This window comes from Sphaerotilus mobilis (assembly GCF_004216565.1).
Taxonomy (GTDB): domain Bacteria; phylum Pseudomonadota; class Gammaproteobacteria; order Burkholderiales; family Burkholderiaceae_C; genus Sphaerotilus; species Sphaerotilus mobilis.
In genome coordinates, this window is record NZ_SGWV01000007.1 from 214,235 (window position 1) to 228,844 (window position 14,610).

General features: G+C 71.0%; 14 protein-coding genes. 5 read left to right on the forward strand and 9 right to left on the reverse strand.

Translation table 11 applies throughout. From position 1 onward, the window contains the following. Nucleotides 1–94 precede the first annotated feature (94 nt). On the forward strand, nucleotides 95–1,423 hold the full coding sequence (locus tag EV685_RS01230) for a class I SAM-dependent methyltransferase (protein ID WP_130480178.1): 1,329 nt from the start codon (nucleotides 95–97) through the stop codon (nucleotides 1,421–1,423). On the opposite strand, the gene EV685_RS01235 is transcribed toward EV685_RS01230, so the two are convergent. Both EV685_RS01235 and EV685_RS01240 read right to left on the reverse strand, forming a co-directional pair. Continuing rightward, nucleotides 1,424–2,167 (reverse strand): ABC transporter ATP-binding protein, encoded by a 744-nt coding sequence (locus EV685_RS01235; protein ID WP_207224733.1) that lies wholly within the window; start codon nucleotides 2,165–2,167, stop codon nucleotides 1,424–1,426. It lies immediately after the preceding gene. Further along, on the reverse strand, nucleotides 2,160–3,416 hold the full coding sequence (locus EV685_RS01240; RefSeq protein ID WP_130480179.1) for a lipoprotein-releasing ABC transporter permease subunit: 1,257 nt from the start codon (nucleotides 3,414–3,416) through the stop codon (nucleotides 2,160–2,162). Before EV685_RS01240 ends, EV685_RS01235 begins: the two co-directional genes overlap by 8 nt. Before the next feature lie 124 nt (nucleotides 3,417–3,540). Between EV685_RS01240 and EV685_RS01245 the strand changes: the two genes are divergently transcribed. Genes EV685_RS01245 through EV685_RS01260 form a run of 4 tightly spaced genes read left to right on the forward strand, consistent with a single transcriptional unit; the run spans nucleotide 3,541 to nucleotide 8,895 of the window. Further along, complete coding sequence (locus tag EV685_RS01245; protein WP_130480180.1) at nucleotides 3,541–4,548, forward strand: hypothetical protein; 1,008 nt, start codon at nucleotides 3,541–3,543, stop codon at nucleotides 4,546–4,548. After that, nucleotides 4,548–6,299, forward strand: a complete 1,752-nt coding sequence (gene recJ / locus EV685_RS01250; RefSeq protein WP_130480181.1) for a single-stranded-DNA-specific exonuclease RecJ — start codon at nucleotides 4,548–4,550, stop codon at nucleotides 6,297–6,299. Before EV685_RS01245 ends, recJ begins: the two co-directional genes overlap by 1 nt. After that, entirely contained in the window at nucleotides 6,296–8,272 is a 1,977-nt protein-coding gene (locus EV685_RS01255) for a bifunctional chorismate-binding protein/class IV aminotransferase (RefSeq protein ID WP_130480182.1), read from the forward strand. Before recJ ends, EV685_RS01255 begins: the two co-directional genes overlap by 4 nt. After that, nucleotides 8,269–8,895, forward strand: a complete 627-nt coding sequence (locus EV685_RS01260) for a YitT family protein (protein ID WP_130480183.1) — start codon at nucleotides 8,269–8,271, stop codon at nucleotides 8,893–8,895. Before EV685_RS01255 ends, EV685_RS01260 begins: the two co-directional genes overlap by 4 nt. A gap of 15 nt (nucleotides 8,896–8,910) precedes the next feature. Here EV685_RS01260 and EV685_RS01265 read toward each other — a convergent pair whose 3' ends face one another. The 7 genes from EV685_RS01265 to hpaE form a co-directional block, all read right to left on the reverse strand. Then, a complete protein-coding gene (locus EV685_RS01265) occupies nucleotides 8,911–9,183 on the reverse strand; it encodes a type II toxin-antitoxin system HicB family antitoxin (RefSeq protein WP_130480184.1) in 273 nt (90 codons plus the stop codon). Between the two features lie 74 nt (nucleotides 9,184–9,257). After that, nucleotides 9,258–10,037 (reverse strand): 4-hydroxy-2-oxoheptanedioate aldolase, encoded by a 780-nt coding sequence (gene hpaI, locus EV685_RS01270; RefSeq protein ID WP_130480185.1) that lies wholly within the window; start codon nucleotides 10,035–10,037, stop codon nucleotides 9,258–9,260. 81 nt (nucleotides 10,038–10,118) lie between these two features. Further along, nucleotides 10,119–10,889 (reverse strand): class II aldolase/adducin family protein, encoded by a 771-nt coding sequence (locus tag EV685_RS01275; protein ID WP_130480186.1) that lies wholly within the window; start codon nucleotides 10,887–10,889, stop codon nucleotides 10,119–10,121. A gap of 29 nt (nucleotides 10,890–10,918) precedes the next feature. After that, nucleotides 10,919–11,722 carry a 2-oxo-hept-4-ene-1,7-dioate hydratase gene (gene hpaH, locus EV685_RS01280; protein ID WP_130480187.1) on the reverse strand — a complete coding sequence of 268 codons (804 nt, stop codon included), beginning with the start codon at nucleotides 11,720–11,722 and terminating at the stop codon, nucleotides 10,919–10,921. Between the two features lie 12 nt (nucleotides 11,723–11,734). Then, complete coding sequence (locus tag EV685_RS01285) at nucleotides 11,735–12,202, reverse strand: 5-carboxymethyl-2-hydroxymuconate isomerase (protein ID WP_130480188.1); 468 nt, start codon at nucleotides 12,200–12,202, stop codon at nucleotides 11,735–11,737. Nucleotides 12,203–12,227: 25 nt separating this feature from the next. Further along, nucleotides 12,228–13,151, reverse strand: a complete 924-nt coding sequence (gene hpaD / locus EV685_RS01290) for a 3,4-dihydroxyphenylacetate 2,3-dioxygenase (protein WP_130480189.1) — start codon at nucleotides 13,149–13,151, stop codon at nucleotides 12,228–12,230. Nucleotide 13,152: 1 nt separating this feature from the next. Next, nucleotides 13,153–14,610 (reverse strand): 5-carboxymethyl-2-hydroxymuconate semialdehyde dehydrogenase, encoded by a 1,458-nt coding sequence (hpaE, locus tag EV685_RS01295; RefSeq protein ID WP_130480190.1) that lies wholly within the window; start codon nucleotides 14,608–14,610, stop codon nucleotides 13,153–13,155.

Sequence of the window (14,610 nt, forward strand, 5' to 3'; positions counted from 1 at the left end):
GATGTTGTCGTGACGGGGCTGGGACAGCCCGCAAAGATAGCGCCGAACCCGCATCCGATGGGTAACGCGCCGCGTCCACACCGACAATCGCGCGATGTTCACGAACCTGATCCCGGCGGCCGACACGGCCACCGCGTCCGCCCCGGACGACCGCGCCCGCTTCCTGCGCCTGCTCGAAACCGCCACGCTGGGCGGCGCGACCGCCGCCGATCCGCTGCAGCGCCTGATCCTGAGCCAGCACCACGGCGAGCCGGCCGACCTGGACCGGGTCATCGTCCGGCCGCTGATGCTGCGCGGCGAGGCGGCCCTGCAGTTCGTCTGGCGGCACACCACCCGCGACATCACCAAGAACCTCACCCCGGCCGAAGGCCTGGCCCTGGTCGCCAGCCTGCTGGACCCGCAGGATGCCGCCGGCTTCGCCCATGCCCACCTCGACACCCGCCGCCACGAGATCCAGTTCGGCGCGCGCCGCAAGGGTGGCGGCTGGAAGTTCCGGCTGCAGGTCGGCAAGCGCAAGGTGGCCGATGCGCAGGCGGCTGCCGTCGATGACGACGCAGCCGAGTCGGCCTCTGCCGCCACGCCGGGCGACGGCCACAACCGCAGCAAGCACCGCCTGCTCGACATCGCCCAGCCAGCCTGGGTCGACCTGGGCCTGGCCAGCGCCGATGCCCGGCTGGTGCCGTCGATGGCGCGCAAGTGGAAACAGATCAACCGCTTCACCGAGATCCTGGCCGATGCCCTGGGCCGCTCAGCGCTGGGCGCGCCGCAGCGCGTGGCCTCGGGCGAGCCGGTGCGGGTCATCGACTTCGGCTGCGGCAAGGGCTACCTGACCTTTGCGATGCACCAGTGGCTGGTGGCGCAAGGCCGCCGGGCCGAGGTCACCGGGGTCGAACTGCGGCAGGAGCTGGTGACGCTGTGCGAGGCCAGTGCCCGCCGCCACGCCTGCGACGGCCTGCGCTTCGACGCGGGCGACGTGCGCGACTACACCCCGCCGCAACTCGATGTGATGGTCGCCCTGCATGCCTGCGACATCGCCACGGACCACGCCATCGACCTGGGCCTGCGCGCGGGCGCGTCCATCATCATGTGCTCGCCGTGCTGCCACAAGGAATTGCGCGGCCAGCTCCAGCCCCCCGGCCCGCTGCGCGCCCTGCTGCGCCATGGCGTCCACCTGGGCCTGGAGGCCGAGATGGTCACCGACAGCCTGCGCGCCCTGCTGCTGGATGCCGCCGGCTACGACACCCAGGTCTTCGAGTTCGTGTCGCTGGAGCACACCAACAAGAACAAGATGATCCTGGCCGTCAAGCGCGCCCGCCACGACGCCACCCACGCCGACAAGATCCGCAGCCAGATCGCCGAGATCAAGGCCTTCTACGGGATCCGGGAGCAGTGTCTGGAGCGGTTGGTGGGCGAGCGGGGCTGATCAAGCCGCAGACGTCCCTGGCTGGGTCTGCGCCCCACCCACGATCGCGCCCTTGTCCAGCCGCAGCACCCGGTCGCAGCGCTGGGCCAGCGTCAGGTCGTGGGTGACGAGCACAAAGGCGATGCCCTGGTGGCGGGCCAGACTGAGCATCAGGTCAAAGACCTGGCCGGCGGTTTCGCGGTCGAGGTTGCCGGTCGGCTCATCGGCCAGCACGCAGGCCGGGCGGGTGACCAGGGCGCGGGCGATGGCCACGCGCTGACGTTCACCACCCGAGAGTTCGCCCGGCCGGTGCGACATGCGCGGGCCCAGGCCAACGGCGGCGAGGACCTGGGCGGCGGTGTCGCGGGCGACATCGGGGCGCTCGCGCCGGATCAGCAGCGGCATGGCGACGTTGTCGACCGCGCTGAACTCGGGCAGCAGGTGGTGGAACTGGTAGATGAAGCCGAGGTGGCGGTTGCGCCAGCGGCCCTGCTCGGTGGCATCGAGCCGGTCCAGGCGCTGGCCGAGCAGCTCGACGCTGCCACTGCTCGGCGCGTCCAGGCCGCCCAGCAGGTGCAGCAGCGTGCTCTTGCCCGAGCCGGAGGCACCGACGATGGCGACGACCTCGCCGCGCGAGATCGTCAGGTCGACGCCGCGCAGCACGGTGACGTCCAGCCCTGCGGCGCCGCCTTCCTGATAGCGCCGGGTCAGGCCGGTGGCGCGGATCACCGGGCCCGCGTCGCTCACATCCTTCGGCTCATTCATAGCGCAGCGCCTCGGCCGGGTTGACGCGGCTGGCGCGCCAGCTCGGGTAGAGCGTGGCGACGAAGGCCAGCAGCAGCGACGTCACGACGATGGGCAGGATGTCGGCCTGTTGCGGGTCGCTGGGCATGCGGCTGATCAGGTAGATGTTGCCGGGCAGGAAGCTCAGGCCCAGCAGGCGCTCGATGGCGGGCACGATCACGTCGACGTTGAAGGCCACGAGCAGCCCCAGCACCAGGCCGCCGAACGTGCCGATGACGCCCGAGGTCGCGCCCTGCACCATGAAGATGCCCATCACCGACCGCGGGCTGGCGCCCAGGGTGCGCAAGATGGCGATGTCGGCGCGCTTGTCGGTCACCGTCATCACCAGCGTGGAGACGAGGTTGAAGGCCGCCACCGCGACGATCAGCGTGAGGATGATGCCCATCATGCGTTTCTCGATCTGCACGGCATCGAACCAGGTCGCGTTGGTGCGGGTCCAGTCGCGCACCAGATAGTCCAGACCCAGCTCGCCGCCGATCTGCGCGGCCAGCGCGCGGGCCTGTTGCAGGTCGGCCAGCCGCAGTTGCACGCCCTGCGGACCGCCGGTGCGGAACAGCCGGGCGGCGTCGTCGATGTGCATCAGCGCCAGGCCGCTGTCGTATTCGTAGTGGCCAGCGTTGAAGATGCCCACCACGCGGACCTGCTTCAGACGCGGCACGACACCGGCCGGCGTGGTCTGGCCGCTCGGTGTCACCAGGGTGATCGAGTCGCCGTCCTGCACGCCCAGGCTGCGGGCCAGCTGGCTGCCCAGCACGACGCCCCACTCGCCCGGCTGCAGGCGCGAGAGCACGCCGTCCTTGAGTTGCGCGCCCAGCGGCGTCACGTCGGCCTCGTGGACCGGGTCGATGCCGCGGACCATCACGCCGCGCATGTCCTCGCCCCGGGCGATCAGCGCCTGCGCGGCCACAAAGGGCGCCGCGCCCTGCACCTGCGGGTTCTGCTTGAGGCGCTCGCCGAGCGCGGCCCAGTCCTCGATCGGCTGGCCGCTGGCGCCGTAGACCTCGACGTGGGCGACGACGCTGAGCATGCGGTCACGGACCTCCTTCTGGAAGCCGTTCATCACGCTCAGCACGATGATCAGCGCGGCCACGCCGAGCGCGATGCCCAGCATCGACACGCCCGAGATGAAGGAGATGAAGCCGTTGCGGCGACCGCCTCGGCCAGCGCGTGTGTAGCGCCAACCGATGCGCATTTCATAGGGCCAGTTCATGGGGCGGCGATGCTACCCGAGGGCCCCGGCTGGCCCGGGGTCGACGCCGATAATCCGCCGGCCTTGCCGACCGATCGACACCGCTTGGCGCTGTCCGCCGTCCTTCCATCCGAGCCCGCCCGCCTTGAGCCCTGACGCCTGCCCTCACCTGATCCTGCCCCATGCCAGCGCCCTGTCCGATGCCGCGCTGGCGGCGCTGAACACGCTGCGCCTGCCGACGCTGCAGGCGCTGCTGGCCCGCCTGAGCCAGGTCGACGACACCGACCGGCATCTCTCCGAGGCCCAGCGCGGCGACGAGGAATACACCCTCAGCGCCCCGCACGAGACCCTGCTGGCCCACCTGCACGGCTGGCAAGGCGCCGACGGCCTGTGGCCGCTGGCGGCCCATGCAGCGGCCGCTGATGGGCTGGATGTGGTCCCCGGCGATCCGCTGCCCTGGGGCCTGGTCACGCCGGTGCACTGGCAGGTCGGCAGCGACTCGGTCAACCTCATCGACCCGGCGCAGCTGCAGCTGACCGAGGCCGAATCGCGCACGCTGTTCGAGCTGCTGCGGCCGTCCTTCGAGGCCGAAGGCTGGCAACTGCTGTGGGGCGCGCCGCTGCGCTGGTATGCCCGTCACCCGGGCCTGGCGACGCTGGCCCTGGCCTCGCCGGACCGCGCCATCGGCCGCAGCCTGGACCTCTGGCTGGGCAAGACGCCCGAGGCGCGCCGGGCCCGTCGCCTGCAGGTCGAGGCCCAGATGCTGTGGCATGAACACCCGCTCAACGAGGCCCGCGACGCCGCGCGGCAATGGACCGTCAACTCCTTCTGGCTGAGCGGCTGCGGCATCGCCCAGCCGGCCGCACCGCTGCCTGGCGTGACGGTCGACGAGCGCCTGCGCAGCACCCTGCTGGCTGGCGACTGGCCCGGCTGGGTCGCCGCCTGGCAGGCGCTCGAAGCCGGCACGCTGGCCGACCTGCTGGCCCGCGCCCGCGCCGGACTGCCGCTGGCGATCAGCCTGTGCGGCGAGCGCCGGGCGCGCACCTGGCGGCAGGACAGCGCCGGGACCTGGCAACGCCTGGGTCACGGCCTGCGCGAACGCTTCTTGAAGGCCGATGGCGTGGCCGTGGTCGACACCCTGAAAGACCTGTGATGAGCTCACCCCAGATCGCCACCCGCGATGTCCCGCCCCGCGCGGTGTGGGCGCTCGAACAGGCCGGCGTGCACCCGCTGCTGGCGCGGCTGTTTGCGGCCCGCGGCATCCGCAGCGCCGACGAGTTGGACGACGGCCTGGCCCGCCTGCTGCCGCCCGACGAACTGCTCGGCGCGCGCGAGGCCGCCATGCTGCTGGCCGACACGCTGCAGGCCGGCGAGCGCCTGGTCGTCGTGGCCGACTACGACTGCGACGGCGCGACGGCCTGCGCGGTGGCGCTGCGGGGCCTGGCCATGCTGGGCGCGCAGCCCGGCACCTTGCAGCAGATCGTTCCGGACCGGGCCGTGCACGGCTACGGCCTGACGCCCACCATCGTCGACCTGGCGATGGACCGGCCCGAGGCCGACCGCCCTCGCCTGCTGATCACCGTCGACAACGGCATCGCCAGCCTCGCTGGCGTCGCCCATGCCCGGGCCCGCGGCCTGCGTGTGCTGGTGACCGACCACCACCTGCCGGCCTGCGACGCCAGCGGCGCGGTCACGCTGCCCGAGGCGGACGTGATCGTGAACCCCAACCAGCCAGGCTGCGGCTTCGCCAGCAAGGCCATCGCCGGTGTCGGCGTGATGTTCTACGTGCTGCTGGCCACCCGTGCCGAGCTGCGCCGTCGCGGCGCGTTTGATGCCGCCAGCCAACCGCGCCTGGACGCCCTGCTGGACCTGGTCGCGCTCGGCACCGTGGCCGACGTGGTCCGGCTCGATGCCAACAACCGGCGGCTGGTGGCGCAGGGCTTGAAGCGCATCCGCGCCGGTCGCATGCAGGCCGGCATCGCCGCCTTGTTTGCGGCGGCCGGGCGTGATCCGACGCGTGCCAGCGCGGCCGACTTCGGCTTTGCGCTGGGCCCGCGCCTGAATGCCGCCGGCCGTCTGGCCGACATGAGCCTGGGCATCGCCTGCCTGCTGTGCGAGGAACCGCGCCGCGCCGCCGAACTGGCGCAGGCGCTGGACGCGATCAACCGCGAGCGCCGCGAGGTCGAGTCCGGCATGAAGGACCAGGCCGAGCGCCTGCTCGAACGCCTGATGCCACAAGGCGAGCCGCCGGCCGCGCTGGTGCTGTTCGACGAGGACTTCCACGAGGGCGTGGTCGGCATCGTCGCCGGCCGGCTCAAGGAACGCCTGCACCGCCCGACCTTCGTGTTTGCGCGCGGTGGCGACGGCCTGCTCAAGGGCTCGGGCCGTTCCATCCCCGGCTTCCACCTGCGCGACGCGCTGGACCTGGTCGCCAAGCGCGAGCCCGAGCTGCTGAAGAAGTTCGGCGGCCACGCCATGGCCGCCGGCTGCACGCTGTCGGCCGATGGCGTCGAGCGTTTCGCCAGCGCCTTGCAACAGGTCGCCGCCGAATGGCTGGACGCCGCCGCGCTGCAACGCCGGCTGGCCACCGACGGCCCGCTGGACGCCGCCAGCTTCGAGCCGGCCCTGGTGCGCCTGCTGGACGCCGAGGTCTGGGGTCAGGCCTTCGAGGCACCGCTGTTCAGCGACGAGGTCGACGTGGTCAACCAGCGCCTGGTCGGCGAGAAGCACCTCAAGCTCAGCGTGCGCCATGCCGGCACCTTGCGCGACGCGATCTGGTTCGGCCACACCGACGCCCTGCCCCCGCGCGTGCGGCTGGCCTATCGCCTCAACATCGACGAGTACCAAGGACGGCAACGGGTGCAGATGGTGGTGGAAGCCGCTGTGCCGGCCGGTGCCGCATGAGCCCGGACGACCCGACCCGCGCACCGGTCTTCGCCCTGCTCGACGACGCGCATGCCACGGCCGCGTCGCCCAGCAGCCGGCTGTGCACCGGCTTCCTGCGCGAGCTGCGTTGCGACGACCCGGCCACGCTGGAGGCCACCTGTGCCGCGCTGACCCACGCGCTGGCCGAGGGCGCCCACGCCATCGTGCTGGCCGACTACGAATGGGGCGTGCGCCTGCAGTTCGCCGATTCGGCCCATGCCGCGCCCGCGCAAGGCGGCGCCTTCAGCGTGCTGCTGTTCGAGCGCTGTGAACACCTGGATGCCGACGGCGTGTCGCGCTGGCTGGATGCCCATGCCCCCGACACGCCGGCGGGCTTCAGCCGCTGGCAAGGCGAACGCGCGAACGTGCGTGGCGATGACACCTTCGGCGCGCCCTACCTCGCGGCGATCGAGCAGATCCACGCCTGGATCCGCGCGGGCGAGACCTACCAGGTCAACCACACGGTGCGGCTCGCCGCGCAGGCCTGGGGCGACCCGCGTGCGCTCTACCGGCGCCTGCGCCAGCGCCAGCCGGTGCCCTATGGCGCGCTGATGCACCGCCCCGACGGGCGCTGGGTGCTCAGCTGCTCGCCGGAACTGTTCGTGCGACACGATCTTCGCGACCTTCACGACCTTCACGACAAGGCCGATGAACACGGCAAGACGGGCCACGGCCCGGTCGGCATCTTGACCGCCAAGCCGATGAAGGGCACCGCCGCACGCCAGCCCGATCCGCTGGCCGACGCCTGGAGCCCCGAGCGGCTGCAGTCCGACCCGAAGAACCGGGCCGAGAACCTGATGATCGTGGACCTGCTGCGCAACGACCTCGGCCGCATCGCCCGCACCGGCACGGTCCGGGTGCCCAAGCTGTTCGAGATCGAGCCCTACCGCACGGTCTGGCAGATGACCTCGACCATCGAAGCTGAACTGCCACCCACCACCGGCCTGGCCGAGGTGCTGCGCGCGCTCTTCCCTTGCGGCTCGATCACCGGCGCGCCCAAGCGCCACACGATGGAACTGATCCACCGCATCGAGCCACAGCCGCGCGGCCTGTACTGCGGTGCCATCGGCTGGGTCGACGCGGCACCGGCTGGCAGTGGCCTGGCGGTCGGGCCCTTCTGCCTGAACGTCGCCATCCGCACGTTGACGCTGGACCCGCCGGTGTCACCCGACGACGGCGGCCGGCGCCCGGCCACGCTGGGCGTTGGCGCGGGCATCGTGCTCGATTCCATCGCCACGGCCGAGGCCGATGAGGTCCAGCTCAAGGCCCGTTTTGTCACCGCTTTCGACCCCGGCTTCACGCTGTTCGAGACCTTGCGTGCCGAAGACGGTCGGCTGCTGCGTCTGGATGCCCATCTGGCCCGGCTGGCCCGCAGCGCCGGACAACTCGGTTTCACGCTGGACGCCGACGACGTCCGCGCGCGCCTCCTCGCGACCCTGCGCGACCTGCCGCGCACGCCCCACCGCGTCCGCCTGGACCTGTCAGCCGACGGCGGCGTGACGCTGCGCCATGCGCCGCTGGCACCGCTCAAGGCCGCCGCGCGCCGCGTGCTGCTGTCGACCCAGCAGGTGCCGCCGACCGAAGCCGGCTTGCTCGGCCACAAGACCTCGCGGCGCGCCGCCTACGACGCGGCGATGCATGACGCCGAACTGGCCGGTGCCTTCGACCTGCTGTTCGTCGACGCCGACGGCCAACTGAGCGAAGGCTCGCGCAGCAACGTCTTCATCCGCCTGGACGGCCGATGGCTGACGCCGCCCGCGCGTGGCCAGTTGCTGCCCGGCGTGATGCGCGCGGCGGTGCTGGCCGGCGAGCCCGGCTGCGTGCTCTCGCCCTTGCCGGTCGAACGCGAGATCAGCCGCGCCGACCTGATGCGCGCCGAAGCCGTCGCGGTCTGCAACAGCTTGCGTGGGCTGATGCTGGTGCGTGTCGACACGCAGGGGCTCGGTGCATGAGCCAGACAAGCACAGAGCCTGACGACGACCAGCGCCACGGCGCGGTCGAGGACGGCATGGCGCTGCTGTCGGCCACGCTGTTCATGTCGCTGGGCCTGGTGCTGTTCCAGAAGGTCGGGCTCTACACCGGCGGCACGGCCGGCCTGGCCTTCTTGCTGCACTACCGCAGCGGCTGGCCGCTGGGTGCGATCTTCTTCGCCATCAACCTGCCCTTCGCCTGGCTGGCCTGGCGCCACCTGGGCCGCGCCTTCGCGCTGCGCACGCTGGCGGCGGTCGGGCTGATCTCGGCGCTCAGCGAGGCCACGCCGCAGTGGATCGCGCTGGACCGTGTCGCCCCCGGCTACGCGGCGCTGGCAGGCGGTGTGTTGATGGGCACGGCCTTGCTGGTGCTGTTCCGCCACCGCGCCAGCCTGGGCGGCATCGGGGTCCTGGCGCTGTGGCTGCAAGAACGCCACGGCATCCGGGCCGGCGCCTTCCAGATGGGCGTGGACGTCTGCATCGTGCTGGGCGCCCTGGCGGCCACCGACGTCAGCCGTGTGGCCTGGTCGGTGCTGGGCGCCGTTGCGGTCAACCTGGTGCTGGCCATGAACCACAAGCCGGGCCGCTATCGGGGTCTGTCGTGACCCCGTGAGGCCCGCTCAGTCCGGCAGTTCAACCTGGATCGTGCGCACCACCCAGCCCCGGTAGTCGGGCATCGCCTGCAGGGCCTCGATGGACGACGGCGGCGGCACCGCCAGGCCTTCGGCCCGGGCCGTCACCACCCACCGGATCACGGCACCCCGCGCCGCCGCCATGGCCTCGGCCAATGAGTTGCCGCCCGCAAAGCAGCCCGGCAGGTCAGGCACCACGACCGCCCAGCCTGTCCGGTCGGTGGGCAGGTCGACGACGACGGGATATATGAAAAATGACATGCGTCAAGTTTGCCACCCCCCCCATGAATGACGTCTGACGGTCGAAACCCTGCACCTGCACAGGCTTGTCAGGTTCACGACAAGGTGGGCCGGAAGCGCTGCCGCAGGTCCTTGGCCGCCTTGACCAGCAGGCTGGTGTCGACGCCGACGGCGACGAACAGCGCGCCGGCATCGAGGTAGCGCTGCGCCGTGGCGGGGTCGGCGCTGAGGATGCCGGCGGCCTTGCCGGCCGCGCGCACCGTGGCGATGCCGTCGAGCATCACGCGCTGCACGTCCGGGTGGTTCGGCTGGCCGCGCAGGCCCATCGAGGCGGACAGGTCGGCCGGGCCGAAGAACACGCCGTCGACGCCGTCGACCTCGGCGATGGCGCGCAGGTTGGCGATCGCCTCGGTGCTCTCGGCCTGCACCAGCAGGCACATCTGGCCGTTGGCCTGTTCAAGGTAGTCGTCAACCTGGTTCCAGCGCGAGGCCCGCGCCAGCGCCGCACCCATGCCGCGGATGCCCTCGGGGGCGTAGCGCATGGCCCGCACCATCAGGCGGGCCTGCTCGGGCGTGTCGACCATCGGCACCAGCAGCGTCTGCGCGCCGATGTCGAGGTACTGCTTGACCAGCGCGACGTCCGCCTGAACCGGCCGTACCACCGCGTGGCAGGGATAGGGCGCGACGGCGCGCAGCTGGTCGAGCACCGAACGAGGATCGTTGGGCGCGTGCTCGCCGTCGATCAGCAGCCAGTCGTAGCCGGTGCAGGCCAGCGCCTCGGCCGCGTTGGCATCGGCCAGACCGACCCACAGGCCGATCTGCGGCTGGCCGGCGCGCAAGGCGTCGCGGAAGGTGTTGCGGGGGATCGGGAGCATGGCGGTGTCCTCGTGGGGTCGTGCGGTCGAACGGTCGTGGGGTCGTGGGGTCGTGGGGTTCGCGGCAGCAGCGCAGCGACCTCAGGCCCTGTAGCCCGGGTCGATGCGGTCGATCAGGCGCTGCATCGCGGCGAAGGCGTCCTGGCCGGCGCCGAAGCGCGGGTCGAAGTTCAGCGAGTCGCGCACGCAGCCTTCGAGCACCGGCACGGGAATGACGCGCAGCGGCCCGAGCGCCTGCGACGCGATCTGCACCTCGCAGGCGCGCTGCACCAGCCACATCAGGCTGAAGGCCTGCGCCAGGCTGTGGCCGATCACCACCGGGCCGTGGTTGCGCAGCAGCAGCACCGGCTTGCCATTGGCGCTGGCGAGGATGCGGCGGCCCTCGTCGAGGTGCACCGTGATGCCCTCAAAATCGTGATACGCCACCTTGCCCCAGAGCTGCGCGGCGTAGAAGTTGGTGTAGCTCAGGCCGTCCTGCGTGCAGCACACCGCCAGCGTCGGCGTGGTGTGCACATGCATGACGCAGTGGGCATCGGGCAGCGTGGCGTGGATGGCGCCGTGGAAGGTGAAGCCGGCCGGGTTGATCGGCCAATCGCTGTGGCCGACGATGCGTCCTGCCGTGTCGACCTTGACCAGGTTGGAGGCGGTGACCTCGCTGTAGTGCAGGCCGAAGGGGTTGACCAGGAAATGGGACTCGCCGCTGTCACCACCCGGCACACGCAGCGAGATGTGGTTGTAGATCAGCTCGGACCAGCCCAGGTGGGCAAAGATGCGGTAGCAGGCCGCGAGCTGGACGCGGGCCGCCCATTCCTCGGCGCTGAAGCGGGCCGGACGCACGTGGGCATCGGACATGTCGGGGCTCCTCGTCTGTGGATCAGGCTTCAGGCGAATCGGAAGGACACCGAGCCCAGCGGCCCGTAGTCGACGTGGAAGCTGTCCCCCGCCAGCGCCGGGGTCGGCCGTGTGAAGGAGCCGGCCAGCACGACGTCGCCGGCCCGCAGGCCCTCGCCGTAGGGGGCGATCTTGTTGGCCAGCCAGGCCACGCCCGTGGCCGGATGGCCCAGCACGCCGGCGGCCAGGCCGGTTTCCTCGATCACGCCGTTCTTGTGCAGCATCGCGCCGACCCAGCGCAGGTCGACGTCCAGCGGTCGCACCGGCCGGCCGCCGAGCACGATGCCGGCGTTGGCGGCGAAGTCGCTGATGGTGTCGAAGACCTTGCGCATGGCGCGGGTCTCGCGGTCGAACTGCTCGATGCGGGCGTCGATGATCTCGATGGCCGGCACGACGTAGTCGGCCGCCGACAGCACATCGAAGATCGTCACGCCCGGGCCCTGCAGCGGCTTGCCGAGGATGAAGGCCAGCTCGACCTCGACGCGCGGCGCGATGAAGCGATCGAAGGGGATGTCGCCGCCGGACTCGAAGAACATGTCGTCCATCAGCGGCGCGTGGTCGGGCTCGGTGATCTGGCTGGACAGCTGCATGGCGCGCGAGGTCAGGCCGATCTTGCGGCCCTTGATCGTGCGGCCGGCGGCCAGCTCCAGCCGCACCCAGGCGCGCTGGATGGCGTAGCCGTCCTCGATCGTCATCTCCGGGTACTGGCGCGAGAACTGGCGCAGCGGCGTGCGGGTCCGTCGGGCCTGGCTCAGCTGCTGAGCCAGTTCTTCGATCAGGTCGGGGGCGAGCATGGTTCTGTGGCCTCAGGCTTTCGGTGTGGTGCCGGCAGGCGGCTGGAACAGCGGATGCAGCGTGCTGGTCTTGGCATCGAAGACTTCCGCGCCTTCATCGACCTGCAGCGTGATGCCGATGTGGCGCGTGGCCAGCAGCGGCGCGAAGTGGCTGCGGGCGCACGTCGTCAACGCCTCGCCGACCTGCCGGTGCACGGCCGCGCTGCGCCCGCGTGCCATGCGCAGGTTGAGGTAGACGAAGTCGTAGACACCATCGCCGCCAGCGGCCCGCCCGGCCGCACCGCCGTCGGACACGGCATGGTGGGCGGCGGGGTAGGCCAGCACGCGCACGCCGCCGACCGGGAAGACGGCCTTGCCGGTCTCGTCGCGCTGCTCGACCATGGCGTCGGCCAGCGCGCGGCACAGCGCCGTCATGTCGGCTCCGCCCTGGTCCGCCGGGCGGTCCAGCGTGGCGGTGTAGAGGATCACGAGATGGGGCATGGCGGCCTTCCCTTGCAGGTTCTTGTCAGAGCCGCGAGATGTCGCGGTAGCCGGTGGCCCGCGAGGCCTGCGGCTGCGGCACCGTCGCCCCGGTCTGCGGCGTGACCGGGAAGACGGCGTTGATCTGGCCGGTGCCCGAGGCGCCGAAGTAGGGCGTGATGACCTCGGCGCGGCCGTCGTAGCCGCTCCAGCCCAGGGCGCCCAGCAGCATCGCGGTGTCGTGCATGAAGCCCTCGCCGTGGCCCTTGCTGGCGTACTCCGGCAGCATCTCGCAGAAGGCCGGCCATTCGGCGTTCTCCCACATCTGCACCACGCGCCGGTCGAGCGTCTCCAGGAAGGGGCTCCAGACCTTGAAGCCGTACTCGGGCGCCAGGCCGTTCTGCGCGAAGCGGTGGCTGAGCGAGCCACTGGCCAGGAAGGCAACCTTGCCGTCGTACTCGCGCTCGATCGCCTCGCGCATCGCCCAGCCCAGCCGGGCGCTGTCGTTGAGGTAGTGCACCGTGCACAGGGCCGAGACCGAGATCACCTTGAAATGCTGGTCGGCGTTCATGTAGCGCAGGGGGACCAGGGTGCCGTATTCCGGATTCAGGGTGGTCGCATGATGGGCCAGCGTTTCGACGCCCTCGGCCGTGCAGGCGCGCGCCAGCAACTGGCCCAGCTCGGGGTTGCCGGGTGCCTCGAAGGCCAGGTTGGCGATGAAGTGCGGCAGCTCGTTGCTGGTGTAGCTGCCCTTGAAATGCGGCGCGCAGTTGATGTGGTAGTTCGCGTTGACCAGCCAGTGCGTGTCGAACACAACCAGCGTGTCCACGCCCAGCTCACGGCATCGGCGCGAGATCTCGCGGTGGCCGTCGATGGCGTCCTGGCGCGTGCCGTGGCGGGCACCGGGCAGCTCGCTCAGGTACATCGACGGGACGTGGGTGATCTTGGCGGCGAGGGCGACTTGGCCCATCTCATGCTCCCCAGTGAGGAATGTGGTGCGAGCCCATCGACACCGCAACATTCTTCGGTTCGAGGAAAACCTCGTAGCTCCACGTGCCACCTTCGCGGCCGGTGCCGCTGGCCTTGGTGCCGCCGAAGGGCTGGCGCAGGTCGCGCACGTTCTGGCTGTTGACGAAGCACATGCCCGCCTCGATCGCGGCGGCGACGCGGTGGGCGCGGCCGATGTTCTCGGTCCAGACGTAGCTCGACAGGCCGTAGGCGATGTCGTTGGCAAGGCCGATCGCATCGGCCTCGTCGTCGAACGGGATGATGCAGGCCACCGGGCCGAAGATCTCTTCTTGCGCGATTCGCATGCGGTTGTCGACGTCGGCGAAGACCGTCGGGCGCACGAAGTTGCCGCGTTGCAGAGGGGCTGGCAGATCGGGCGCATCGAGCCCGCCGCACAGCAGCGTGGCGCCCTCCTTCGGGCCCAGCTCGATGTAGCGGCGCACCTTCTCCAGATGGGCTGCGCTGATCATCGGGCCGATGATGGTGCGCTCATCCATCGGGTCGCCCACGGTGATGCGGCGTGCCCGTGCGGCGAAGCGCTCGGCGAAGTCGGCGTAGATGCTGCGTTCGACCAGGATGCGGCTGCCGGCGGTGCAGCGCTCGCCGTTGTTGCTGAAGATCATGAAGATCGCGGCGTCGAGCGCACGGTCCAGGTCGGCATCGGCAAAGACCACGAAGGGGCTCTTGCCGCCAAGCTCCATGCTGAATTTCTTCAGGCCCGCGCTCTGGACGATGCGGTTGCCCGTCACGGTCGAGCCGGTGAAGGAGATGGCACGCACATCCGGGTGCGCGACCAGCGGCTCGCCCACCTCGCTGCCGTAGCCGTGCACGATGTTGAGCACGCCGGCCGGGATGCCGGCCTCCAGCGCCAGCTCGCCCAGGCGTGCGGCGGTCAGCGGGCTCAGCTCGCTCATCTTCAGCACGGCGGTGTTGCCAAAGGCCAGGCAGGGTGCGACCTTCCACGTCGACGTCATGAAGGGCACGTTCCACGGGCTGATCAGCGCGCACACGCCCACCGCATGGAACAGCGTGTAGTTCAGGTGCGTGGGCGTCGGGTAGGTGTGGCCGTCGACGCGGGTGCACATCTCGGCGAAGTAGTTGAAGTTGTCGGCCGAGCGCGGCACCAGCTGCTTGCCGGTCTGCGAGATGGTCTGGCCGGTGTCTTGCGTCTCGGTGCGCGACAGCCCGGGCACATGTTTCGTGATGAGTTCGCCCAGCTTGCGCATCAGCGCGGCCCGTTCGGTGGCCGGGCGTGAGGCCCAGGCCGGGAAGGCGTCCTTGGCGGCCTGCACGGCGGCCTGAACCTCGGCCTTGCCGCCACGGGCGACCTCGGCGAGGACTTCCTGGGTGGCCGGGTTGACGGTCTCGAAGGTGGCGGTGCTGTCGACGGGTCGTCCGCCGATCAGGTGCTGGATGCGCAT

Coding starts and splice junctions, on each gene's coding strand:
- EV685_RS01230 (WP_130480178.1), top strand. CDS start 95: ATGTTCACGAACCTGATCCCGGCGGCCGACACGGCCACCGCGTCCGCC.
- EV685_RS01235 (WP_207224733.1), bottom strand. CDS start 2,167: ATGAATGAGCCGAAGGATGTGAGCGACGCGGGCCCGGTGATCCGCGCC.
- EV685_RS01240 (WP_130480179.1), bottom strand. CDS start 3,416: ATGAACTGGCCCTATGAAATGCGCATCGGTTGGCGCTACACACGCGCT.
- recJ (WP_130480181.1), top strand. CDS start 4,548: ATGAGCTCACCCCAGATCGCCACCCGCGATGTCCCGCCCCGCGCGGTG.
- EV685_RS01255 (WP_130480182.1), top strand. CDS start 6,296: ATGAGCCCGGACGACCCGACCCGCGCACCGGTCTTCGCCCTGCTCGAC.
- EV685_RS01260 (WP_130480183.1), top strand. CDS start 8,269: ATGAGCCAGACAAGCACAGAGCCTGACGACGACCAGCGCCACGGCGCG.
- EV685_RS01265 (WP_130480184.1), bottom strand. CDS start 9,183: ATGTCATTTTTCATATATCCCGTCGTCGTCGACCTGCCCACCGACCGG.
- hpaI (WP_130480185.1), bottom strand. CDS start 10,037: ATGCTCCCGATCCCCCGCAACACCTTCCGCGACGCCTTGCGCGCCGGC.
- EV685_RS01275 (WP_130480186.1), bottom strand. CDS start 10,889: ATGTCCGATGCCCACGTGCGTCCGGCCCGCTTCAGCGCCGAGGAATGG.
- hpaH (WP_130480187.1), bottom strand. CDS start 11,722: ATGCTCGCCCCCGACCTGATCGAAGAACTGGCTCAGCAGCTGAGCCAG.
- EV685_RS01285 (WP_130480188.1), bottom strand. CDS start 12,202: ATGCCCCATCTCGTGATCCTCTACACCGCCACGCTGGACCGCCCGGCG.
- hpaD (WP_130480189.1), bottom strand. CDS start 13,151: ATGGGCCAAGTCGCCCTCGCCGCCAAGATCACCCACGTCCCGTCGATG.
- hpaE (WP_130480190.1), bottom strand. CDS start 14,610: ATGCGCATCCAGCACCTGATCGGCGGACGACCCGTCGACAGCACCGCC.